This is a genomic window from Streptomyces sp. NPDC005408 (assembly GCF_040606445.1).
In the GTDB taxonomy this organism is placed as follows: domain Bacteria; phylum Actinomycetota; class Actinomycetes; order Streptomycetales; family Streptomycetaceae; genus Streptomyces.
Genome location: NZ_JBEXEX010000103.1, coordinates 1 through 9,343, shown reverse-complemented (window position 1 = coordinate 9,343; position 9,343 = coordinate 1). Strand labels below are relative to the sequence as shown.

The following is a 9,343-nucleotide window of genomic DNA, read 5'->3' as shown; positions in this document are numbered from 1 at the left end:
GTGAATGCCGACCATCCGGCGTCGTGCACGGACTTGGCCAGGCGTGTGCGGGCGAGCCCCTTAACTGCCAGGTCTTCCACTGCCACCGCTTGGTTCTCGCGGATGATCTTCGTGGAAAGCTGGTGGTGGAACTCGCGCCGCGCATCGGCCGTCCGGGCATGAGCGCGGGCGACCTTGATACGGGCCTTGGTGCGGTTATTGCTGCCCTTGGCCTTACGGGACAGGGCTTGCTGTGCCGCCTTGAGTTTCTTCTCGGCCCGGCGCAGAAAGCGGGGGCTGTCGACCTTCGTGCCATCGGACAGGACCGCGAAGTGCGTCAGCCCCAGGTCGATGCCTACCACGGGTGCCACCTCGGGCAGCGTCTCGTCCGTGCCGGTCTCCACGATGAAGCTCGCGAAGTACCGGCCTGCGGCGTCCTTGACCACGGTCACCGTGGACGGCACGGACGGCAGAGCGCGGGACCACTTGACCCGGACATCTCCGATCTTCGGCAACGACAGGTCACCGCCGGGCGTGATCTTCCACCGGGCGTTGGCGGTGAAGCGGACCGTATGCCGGTTGTCCTTGCGGGACTTGAACCGGGGTGCACCCATACGCGGGCGCTTGCCCTTCAACCCATGCCGGATCCCGCTGCCGCCCGCGCGTTCGCTTTCGAAGAGCCTGGCTACCAGGCCGGCGTGTACCGGGACGTGCTGCTGCGCCGGTGGCGCAACATGCTGGGGCGCACCATGTGGGATTTCCCCGGTGGCCGGACCGGTGGCAAGCGGTAGCTGGTGCTCGGCCTCAGCACGGGGCAGGCTGCTGACCTCGCCGTGCCCCCCGACGAGGAGGAGTTGATGGCGTACGGGCCGCTGCTGTCTGACAACGGCACCGCCTGGCTGGGGACGGCGGCGCTGGTCCGAGCGCCGGACCCGGACACGGCACCCGCCGTCCTGACCCCGGACCCGTACGCGGCCATCGAGGTCCACATTTGGGGGTTCGGCGGGCGGCCGTCATGAACTAAGGAGGCACCAGCCGACGGCACTTGGCGGTTGATTGCGGGAGCGTTCCGCCTGGGGATCACCCCGTCATGCAGGTGGAAACGCTGGAGGATGTCCTCTTGCCAGGCTTGGATCTTAAGGGAACCGACCGGTACCGCAGAGTTATCTGTGGGACGACTCTGACCGCGTTCGCCCTCGACACTCCGTCATCCGCCCACCAGGTCCTACGAAGGCTCCGCGCACGATCTGACACGGATGCTTCTCAGCCCCGAACTCCGCCGCCGTGTCCTGCGCCAGCTGGAGGGACAGCAAGTGATTCGGGCGTCATGGCCGGCGGGCGGCCGATGCGTGCGCCGCGGCGCGAGCGGCGTCCAGACCGTCATTCGACAACGACGCCTTAGCAGCCGACCTGACCTTGCAGTACAGCTCTTGTGTCTCAGAAGGCCATGTCAACCGCACAAGACGACCAAGCGGCAGACGAATGGCAGGGCCTCGCTCCAGGTACGCAGCGCGAGCCAAAGTCAGTCAGCGAGCCACGGCGACGGACGCGGCCGTGAAGGCCTGTGAGCAGCGATCGGGGGCGTCGGCCCTGGTGGGCAGCTTGATCACGAGCTTCATCGCCCTATGCAGAACTGTAATGGTTGCCGCTACAACCAAGGTCCCGGGATGACCGTCAGTTGTATGAGCGCGGACAACGGAATCCGTGCCTCCAGGTCTCTTGGGGAACACTTTTGGAACTGCACGAAGCACAGCCTGAACTGGAGGCGCCGTCCGCGCCGGAGCTCGCGGTACCGGAGCCGGCCGCCGCGAAGCCCGTCGCGTCGACGGCAGACGCGTCAGCCACCGGCGGACCCGCGTCGCCGATACGGCCGCCTGCGCAGCGCCATGGCCGGACCGCGGTGCTCCTCGCCGTCGCCGCGGTGATCGGCATCAGCGCTGGGACGGCCGTCGGCTACAAGGTCCAGGCCGACCGGCCGCCCACGCCGCTGCCCGCCCTGAACCAACCGGGACTCGCCTACCCGGCCGAGCCCCTACCTGGGGACAAGGTCCCGGAGCCGCTCAGCGCCGCCGAGGACCGCAGGGTCAAGACGGACGGTGATCTGCGAAAGCTGCTGCTGGCCAAGCCAAAGGGCGCACGCACCCTCGTGCCCTGGGGGGCGGTGGACGGCTGGCCGGACACTGCAGCGTACTCGCGGCAATTCGATCGCCCTGCCGGCGCTTTCACGCACTTCACGGAAGCAGACCTGCGCCGAATCGCCGCGGTGGCCTGGATGCAGGGCGAACACAAAGAGACGAACATCGGCCTCGTCCAGTTCTGGTCCGGCAAGGCCGCCATGGACCATGCCCAGGCTCAGCACGGATACATGCTGGACGCCGACTCCGCAGGGGACGACGGCGACCCGCTCAAGGGGAGCGGCAACGGCCGCTACTACCTCTACCCCGTCGAGCGGAAGGCCGGGCTCATGCCCCGGTACCGGGCCCAGGCCATCTTCCAGCGCGGCGACATCATGGTCGACATCAACATCATCGACACCAAGCGGATCAGCAAGAACGAGATCCGCTCGCTGGCCGAGCGACAGCTGGAGCGTCTGTCTTGAGATCCGTAATGACCGGTGTGGTGCTGCCGGCCGTGCTCGTCCTGGGCTCGGTGGGCGGCGCCGCCGCGTACACCGCCGTCACCGTCGACGGCGCCGACCGTACCGTCCCCACGACCCTGTGGGCCAAGCCTGCGAAGGAGCCGGCCAAGGACCCGGCCGCAGAGGCCTGGCGGGGGCGGGCCTCCACCCCGCTCAGCAAGCTGCTGCTGCCGGTCCCGGACGGTTACCGTCTCGGACCCGACGTGGACGAGTACGGCAATGACGCCGAGCTGAGCGCCAAGCAGGCAACCGCCCTGATGAAGGAGTGGGGCCGCGGTCTGTCCGGCGAGGAGCGTCGCGACTACGAGAGGCAGCTGAACAAGCTGGGTCTCCAGGGCATCGCCATCCGCTCGTACGCCACGGAGTTCGCCGCGCGGGGCGGCGTGTACGAGGACGACGTCATCGTCACCGTCCAGATCGTCCGGATGAAGAACAAGGCCCAGGTACGGGAGGCATTTGGACTCCAGACGGAGCTGGGGGGTCTGCTGGACCTTCCGAAGGGGCCGAAGATCAAGGGCCACGGGAACTCGCCCTGCTTCTTCGCCCCGGAGGTGAAGGGAGACCGAGCCGGCGAGGACGAGGACGAGAAGGAGATCGACCGGATGGAGTGCTTCGCGTACGACTCTGAACTGCTGGTGAGCATCGGCGCGGAGGGTGTGGCGCCGATCGACGAGGGTGCTGTCGCTGACCTCGTGCAGGAGCAGTTGGACCGCATCGCCTCGCCGGGGGAGTACGTATGACCGAGCAGATCACGCAGGCCGACCAGCCGGTGAAGGCCAAGGAGCTCCCAGAGACGGCGGAGCCTGTCGAGGCCGCGCAGCCCGAGCAGCCCGCGGAGTGCGAGCCGAACGCCGAACCCGAGCCGGCCGTGGAGGAGGCTGAGACGCCGCAGCCCGCCGCTCGCAAACCACCGCGGAACCATCGCGTCCTGCGGACCGCTGCGCGCTGGACCGCCGCCGTGATCGTCTGCAGCGGACTCGGCGCCGGTACGGCGTTCGGGATCACCTCCATGGAGCGGTCGGACGTGCCCGGCCTCGCCACCGAGAGCGACGGCCGCTGGGACTACCCGCGCCTCTCTCTGCCTGCCCTTCCCAAGGGGAGCCAGCGCCCCTTCACCTTCGGCAACCGGCATGAGATCCACCACGCCGACCTGAGGAGACTCGTGCTGCCCGCGCCGGAGGGCGCCACCGTCGACAAGGAGCTGACCGGTGACTGGGTGAGCAGCGCCCAGTACGTCTCCGAGTACGGGGATGTCCACCGCGCCGACATCCAGCAGGCCCTGGACGACTACGCGGTACGGCAGATCGTGGCCCGTGGCTGGACCATGCCCGACGGCACCGCCTCGCGTGTCTACCTCCTCCGGTTCAACTCGGCCGACATGGCGGAGAAGTTCAAGGACATCGAGATCGGGGCCGGGCTGTCCCCCCATGCGACGCTGAAGACCGCGCCGGGCGAGGTCGGGATCGACGAGGAGTGGGAGACCGAGACCCCGGCCGACGGGCAGTCATCGGTGTCCCTCTACACCGAGGCGAAGCCCTTCGGGCCCGAACACACCCGGCAGGCGTACATCCAGGCAGGTGACACGCTCGCCTTGATCATCCACGCCAGAAACGGCGAGGCCGCCCCAACCGTTCCCTTCCACCAGACGGTCGTCCTGCAGACCCAGCTGCTGAGCTGACCTCGCCGAGAGGGCGGGCCAACGCCCACCAGGCTGAGGTCTGGTGGGCGGCAGGCAAGTGTCGCGGCCCGGGTGACGGGGGGTCACCGGCGGCGAACCGATGGAGCCGAGGAAAGTTCGGCGCCCGGCCGGGTCTCCTCCTGGCCTGGCGCCGCTTGGCTGGCCTCTTCGGCTTGTGGTCAGCGCCGGAGGCTGCGGACTGGGCCTGGGTTGCCGAGGCTGCTGGGGGTTGTAGCAGAGGACGGACGGAGGCGGAGTGCACCACCGCTGAACTGCAGGCCCGCGTCGCGGTGCGCCAGACCGTACGGGAGGCGTCGGCTGAGGGCATCGAGCACCAGCTGCAGCTGCGCGTCCTCAGCGACGCGGGCCTGGTCGACGTCGTCGCTCTCGCAGCCGCCGACTGGGAGGCCAGCGCTGCTCGCCGCGATCGATGGGGACCCTGGGCTTTCGGGCGGCCTTCGAAGTCTCCCGCGGCAGTGTGAGGTGGACCGTGTACGTGTCGAGGGCGCGTCCGCTACGGGCGCGCCCTCGATGACCGAGGCCACGGTGCTTACCGGGCGGGTGAGCAAGTCATGGGTGTGGCGTACCAGTTCCTCGGTCGTGGCCGGCGGGCGGCCGAGGCGGGTGCCGCGGGCGCGGGCGGCGTCCAGGCCCTCGTTGAACTGATCGCTCCGCGAGGGCGTCGATAACTGCGAAGGTGGAACGCCGAGGAAACGAAAGGCCCGGAATGGACTATGGGACACGTCTCGAACGTGCCTTCGCGGAACTGGAGAGTTGCGGTGGCATTGAGGTGGAACGACGGGCCCCAAACCCGGACCTGACGCCGGAGCGGCTCGCACTGATCGCGGACGCCGACCTCGCAGTCAATCGGATCAATGGGTTCTGGCGCACACGGCTCGACGACGTCCTGCGGCCGTACTGCTTCGCGGCCGACGAATACCACGCGGACTGGATCACCGCGGACGACCGCGTCCGTGGCGAGTTCTGCTCCTGGGGAACATCCACGGCTGCCTGGTCGACGGTCACCTGCCGCTGACGGACGAGGGGCTCGGCCCCGACGAGCGGCGTGTGCTCCCCGAGTTGAGGATCTTCGACCAGGCGCCCTTCGGCGGCGCGGGGCAGGCGACCGGCCTGCGCGTGCCGCCGAAGGGCGACAGACTCGAGATCTGGCACTACGTCTCGACCTGCACCGAGCTCCACCGCTTGAACCTCGACTACGGCACGTACCTGGAGACCTTGCTCATCACCAAAGGCGCGTGGGGCTGGCAATATCTCTTCGCCGACGTCGACCTGACCGGACGCGAGTACCACGATGCCGCCTCGAACCTCGCCGCGATGTTCGAGGCTTTCCCTGTCCTGTTCCCTGACCATGACTACGAGCCGTTGCGTGCACGTTGGCGCGAACGCCGGTAGGCGGCCCGAGGACAGGTCACTCCGCGCCCGTGGATGGGTGGGGTGATGTCAGCCGGTTGGGCGTCATCTAAGGCTTGCGCTGGTATCGGCCTGATGAGCTCGCCTCTTCGTGGCTGACCTTGGCGATCTGCTGCTCGATGTCGAGCCTGGCGCGAAGCGGGCCGCCACCCACACGCAGTGGGTGAGCGAGAACCGCAAGCCGTACGACAACCGCCTCCGAGAGGCACGGGACCTGATCATGCACCTGGCCGACAGCTATGACAAGGCTCAGAGCGCGCTCCTGCACTACGCGTCGGCGCTAGAGACCGCCAGGTCCCACCACTCGGACGGCAAGGCGGCGGAGCAGACCTGGCCAGCCTCATATCCCCGGGCCCGCGGGCTGGACACCGGCAAAGCAGAAACGGATCCTCCCAGCTCATCCACCTCAGCCTCGCCGAGATCAGGCGCCTGATCACCCGACTTACCCACCGCAGGCCAGCACCGATCGATGTCGGTTGCAGTGACACCTCAGGGCCGGGCGGCGCTGACCCAGCTCGACGCCGAGGCCCGGGCGGTCCAGGAGGAGATTCTCTTCCCCTTGACCCAGGCCGAACGCGCCCAGCTGTCAGCCATGCTGCATCGAGTGTTCGACCACCTTCGGGACGGCGGGGCCGAACACTAAGCTTGGCGAGCCGGGGGAGGGGCGTGTCGAAATTTCCTTCAAGTCATCGCGTGGAAGTCCCGCACCGGTTCCCCCTGGCGGGACCCGCCTGACGAACGGTTGCCGGCCCATCAACATGCCGCCGGAGCATGGGGGAAGAGGGCGCCTGATGGGCCGAACCACGCGATCACGCGCTCGATATTCCCGCGGCGGAATGAGTACGAAGGTCCATTGCAGGCCATCGCCTTCGGAGGAACGTCCACAACATCGAGCGTCCCGGCGCACCCCGCACGCTAACCTCCGAGCGTTCGAGCGAGTGTGCTCAGCCTGGTAAACGCGTGAGTGCTCGCCTACCTGGTGCGCGGCATTCATTGGAGAGCTGTGCCCCTCGCACAGCGGCCTGCGCTCCTGTCCTCCAACGAGCTGGACCACACCGACCAGGGGGGCCTCGTCGGCCGGGTGGAGCGAACGGATTTTCCAGCGGCCCGCTGGTACAGCAATCGTGGCCTGCTCCGTCAGGCGCGAGCAGTCGGGGTGAGCGTCGGGGTGAGGCGTTGCGAGATCCGCTCCGGCCTCCGCGGAGCGTCACCCCGTCTGCCTTCACCGGCTCCGCATCGACCTCACTCCCGACGACATCCCGCTACACGGCACGCAAGAGGCATCTTCCGACCCGGACTGAGAGCCCCCGCCAGCGCAGTGACGCCAGCCTCTGGCTCGACATCGCCTGCGCGAAGCTTCCTGGAGGGGGTTAGCGGTGTTCGGACATGCCGTCGATGATGAGGGAAATGCCGATGCCGAGCATCCAGACATCCTTGGCCAGCACGGTTCCCTGCTCGGTGGGACGCAGGCTGCCTTCCTGGCGCATGCCAGGGGTGCCGAAGTACAGCCCGAGCGTTCCGGCAGAGAATGCGGTCACCGCAGCCCCTGCGATCGCCGCAGGGACCACTGGCACGAGCAACGCGGCGGCGATGGCGATCTCCCCGGCGGAGAGCAACCGAGCGAACTGCTGAGCGCCGAGTTTGCCCAGAAACGGGTACGTGGTGGCGGCGAACTCCTGCAGTCCCTCAGCTGTGGCCTGGTCTGCGCCGCGTTTCGAAAGCCCGGAATTGAGAAAGAACGCGCCGACGCTGAGCCTGAGCGGCATCTGCCGCGCTGCAAATCGCCATGCCGCACCGGATGCCATGCCGAGCCTCCCAACCGGTTGCCCCTGCATTCCACCCTGCCATCCCTCCGAAGCGTGTCAAACGCACGGCCAAGAGCGGCGGGGCTCTCGTCGGGTCGGCCCTGGCCGATCAGGAGAGTAGAGAGCGAGTTCAGCCCAAGGCGGGCGTAACCAGGCCGCACGGCCACGACGCCCGCCCTCACGCTGTCCTCGACGAGCAGCGCCATGATCCTCACCCCGCCCCACAGGCCGGCCGGGTGCTGGACGAGCGCCGCGGGGACTTCACACAACTGCCGGTCGAGCCACGCGGCGAGGGCCATACGCCGGCAGCCAGGCCAGGTTCCGACGAAACCCCCGCTTGTGCGGCGGCCACCACTGGGTCGACGCGGGTGCTTCGGTGGGCGGCGGCGGGTTGTTGAGGGTCTCGCCCTGTCTGGCAACCTCGGCGAACCCTGGGCCGGGCACATTTCTCCACTGCGTTCCGTGACGTGTAGTGCGCTATGTGTGATCAGTATGGCGTGAACCCCTCTTGAGACGGCAGGGGAGTGGCAAAAGACTGCCTCTGTGCCAACGGCGGACTGGCACTCCGTCTACTCCGTGGCACATCAGTCAGGTTCGCGATATGAGGAGAATGCCCAATGCCCGAAGTCGGGCCTCAAGGCACCGCACACCCGATCATGCTGACCGACGGCACTGCCACTCGGACCCGGGAGGTGACACCCGATGACCTAGGACCGATCCAGGCGCTGCACCGCCGCTGCTCGCACGGCAGCCGAGCCCTGCGCTACCACGCAGGTAAGCCCGAGCTCTCTCGGGCCGGCTGGCGGCTGCTCTCCGACCCGGAGCGGGGTACCACCTTGGTAACCACCACCGCCGAGTGCAGGGACCGCATCATCGCCATGACCAACGTCATGCGCACCGACCGGCCAGGGGTGGGCGAACTCGCCGTATTGGTCGAGGATGAGTGGCAATCCAAGGGACTGGGCACCGCTTTGGCCGCACACGCGGCCGATGTGGCTCGCCGCGTCGGCCACCACACCCTGACCGTCGCGGTCGCCGCGGTCAACACGCCGATGCTTCACGTCCTGGAGAGTCTCGACGTACCGCCCATCCGCACCCCCGGGCCAGTCCTTGACGTCCACATACCGCTTTGACTTCCGCTCCCCCTCCCTAAAGGGAGGGGATTCCTGCCACGGTCGGCTGACCGTCTCGGTGGGTTCCTGTTTCTTCGCGCTGTGCCGGGACGAGTCCCGGTCTTACCCGCGCTCCGCAGGCTGACACCGCCAGTCCGGCGGCCTTGGCGACGTTGACCGCCGCGTTGATGTCCCGGTCGAGGACAGCCCCGCACTCCCCGCACGTCCACACACGGATGCCAAGGGGTTTGGGGCCGTCCTTGATTCCGCAGTTCGAGCAGACTTGAGAGGTTGGTTCGAACCGTCCGATGCGGTGGAAAGTGCGCCCGTACCGGGCGGCCTTGTACTCCAGCATCGTGGTGAATGCCGACCATCCGGCGTCGTGCACGGACTTGGCCAGGCGTGTGCGGGCGAGCCCCTTAACTGCCAGGTCTTCCACTGCCACCGCTTGGTTCTCGCGGATGATCTTCGTGGAAAGCTGGTGGTGGAACTCGCGCCGCGCGTCGGCGGTCCGGGCATGAGCGCGGGCGACCTTGATACGGGCCTTCGTCCGGTTCGCTGATCCCTTGGCCTTGCGCGACAGATCCCGCTGCGCCTTCTTGAGTTTCTTCTCGGCCCGGCGCAGGAAGCGCGGACTGTCGATCTTCGTGCCGTCGGAGAGGATCGCAAAGTGCGTCAGCCCCAGGTCGATGCCTACCAC

Annotated in this window: 11 protein-coding genes and 3 pseudogenes; 10 read left to right on the top strand and 4 right to left on the bottom strand. The window is 67.9% G+C overall.

Going from position 1 to position 9,343, the window contains the following annotated elements; all coding sequences use genetic code 11:
* Positions 1 to 617 (bottom strand): annotated as a pseudogene (locus ABZS64_RS38575) (transposase); the annotation flags it as partial.
* Between ABZS64_RS38575 and ABZS64_RS38570 the strand changes: the two are divergent.
* Positions 618 to 998, top strand: a pseudogene (locus ABZS64_RS38570) (hypothetical protein); the annotation flags it as partial.
* Positions 999 to 1,511: 513 nt separating this feature from the next.
* Here the strand turns inward: ABZS64_RS38570 and ABZS64_RS38565 are convergent.
* Positions 1,512 to 1,598: pseudogene (locus ABZS64_RS38565) on the bottom strand (sulfur reduction protein DsrE); the annotation flags it as partial.
* A 113-nt stretch (positions 1,599 to 1,711) separates the two neighbouring features.
* On the opposite strand from ABZS64_RS38565, the gene ABZS64_RS38560 reads away from it, so the two are divergent.
* The 8 genes from ABZS64_RS38560 to ABZS64_RS38525 all read left to right on the top strand — a co-directional run bounded on the left by ABZS64_RS38560 (position 1,712) and on the right by ABZS64_RS38525 (position 6,369).
* On the top strand, positions 1,712 to 2,578 hold the full coding sequence (locus ABZS64_RS38560) for a hypothetical protein (protein ID WP_355839773.1): 867 nt from the start codon (positions 1,712 to 1,714) through the stop codon (positions 2,576 to 2,578).
* Complete coding sequence (locus ABZS64_RS38555) at positions 2,575 to 3,357, top strand: hypothetical protein (RefSeq protein ID WP_355839771.1); 783 nt, start codon at positions 2,575 to 2,577, stop codon at positions 3,355 to 3,357. The genes ABZS64_RS38560 and ABZS64_RS38555 overlap by 4 nt, the downstream gene beginning before the upstream one ends.
* Entirely contained in the window at positions 3,354 to 4,295 is a 942-nt protein-coding gene (locus ABZS64_RS38550; protein WP_355839769.1) for a hypothetical protein, read from the top strand. The genes ABZS64_RS38555 and ABZS64_RS38550 overlap by 4 nt, the downstream gene beginning before the upstream one ends.
* A 173-nt stretch (positions 4,296 to 4,468) precedes the next feature.
* Positions 4,469 to 4,777 (top strand): hypothetical protein, encoded by a 309-nt coding sequence (locus tag ABZS64_RS38545; RefSeq protein WP_355839767.1) that lies wholly within the window; start codon positions 4,469 to 4,471, stop codon positions 4,775 to 4,777.
* 245 nt (positions 4,778 to 5,022) lie between these two features.
* Positions 5,023 to 5,331, top strand: coding sequence for a hypothetical protein (locus ABZS64_RS38540; protein WP_355839764.1), 309 nt, complete (start codon positions 5,023 to 5,025; stop codon positions 5,329 to 5,331).
* 32 nt (positions 5,332 to 5,363) lie between these two features.
* Positions 5,364 to 5,708 (top strand): hypothetical protein, encoded by a 345-nt coding sequence (locus ABZS64_RS38535; RefSeq protein ID WP_355839762.1) that lies wholly within the window; start codon positions 5,364 to 5,366, stop codon positions 5,706 to 5,708.
* 109 nt (positions 5,709 to 5,817) lie between these two features.
* The gene (locus tag ABZS64_RS38530) at positions 5,818 to 6,159 is read left to right on the top strand and encodes a hypothetical protein (RefSeq protein ID WP_355839776.1); all 342 of its coding nucleotides are present in this window, start codon (positions 5,818 to 5,820) and stop codon (positions 6,157 to 6,159) included.
* 36 nt (positions 6,160 to 6,195) lie between these two features.
* Entirely contained in the window at positions 6,196 to 6,369 is a 174-nt protein-coding gene (locus ABZS64_RS38525; protein WP_355839760.1) for a hypothetical protein, read from the top strand.
* A gap of 727 nt (positions 6,370 to 7,096) precedes the next feature.
* On the opposite strand, the gene ABZS64_RS38520 is transcribed toward ABZS64_RS38525, so the two are convergent.
* The gene (locus ABZS64_RS38520; protein WP_355839758.1) at positions 7,097 to 7,531 is read right to left on the bottom strand and encodes a hypothetical protein; all 435 of its coding nucleotides are present in this window, start codon (positions 7,529 to 7,531) and stop codon (positions 7,097 to 7,099) included.
* A gap of 617 nt (positions 7,532 to 8,148) precedes the next feature.
* Here ABZS64_RS38520 and ABZS64_RS38515 point away from each other — a divergent pair.
* Positions 8,149 to 8,664 carry a GNAT family N-acetyltransferase gene (locus ABZS64_RS38515; RefSeq protein ID WP_355839756.1) on the top strand — a complete coding sequence of 172 codons (516 nt, stop codon included), beginning with the start codon at positions 8,149 to 8,151 and terminating at the stop codon, positions 8,662 to 8,664.
* Between the two features lie 16 nt (positions 8,665 to 8,680).
* On the opposite strand, the gene ABZS64_RS38510 is transcribed toward ABZS64_RS38515, so the two are convergent.
* Positions 8,681 to 9,343 (bottom strand): RNA-guided endonuclease TnpB family protein (locus ABZS64_RS38510; RefSeq protein ID WP_355839754.1); only part of this gene is annotated, 663 nt, incomplete at its 5' end.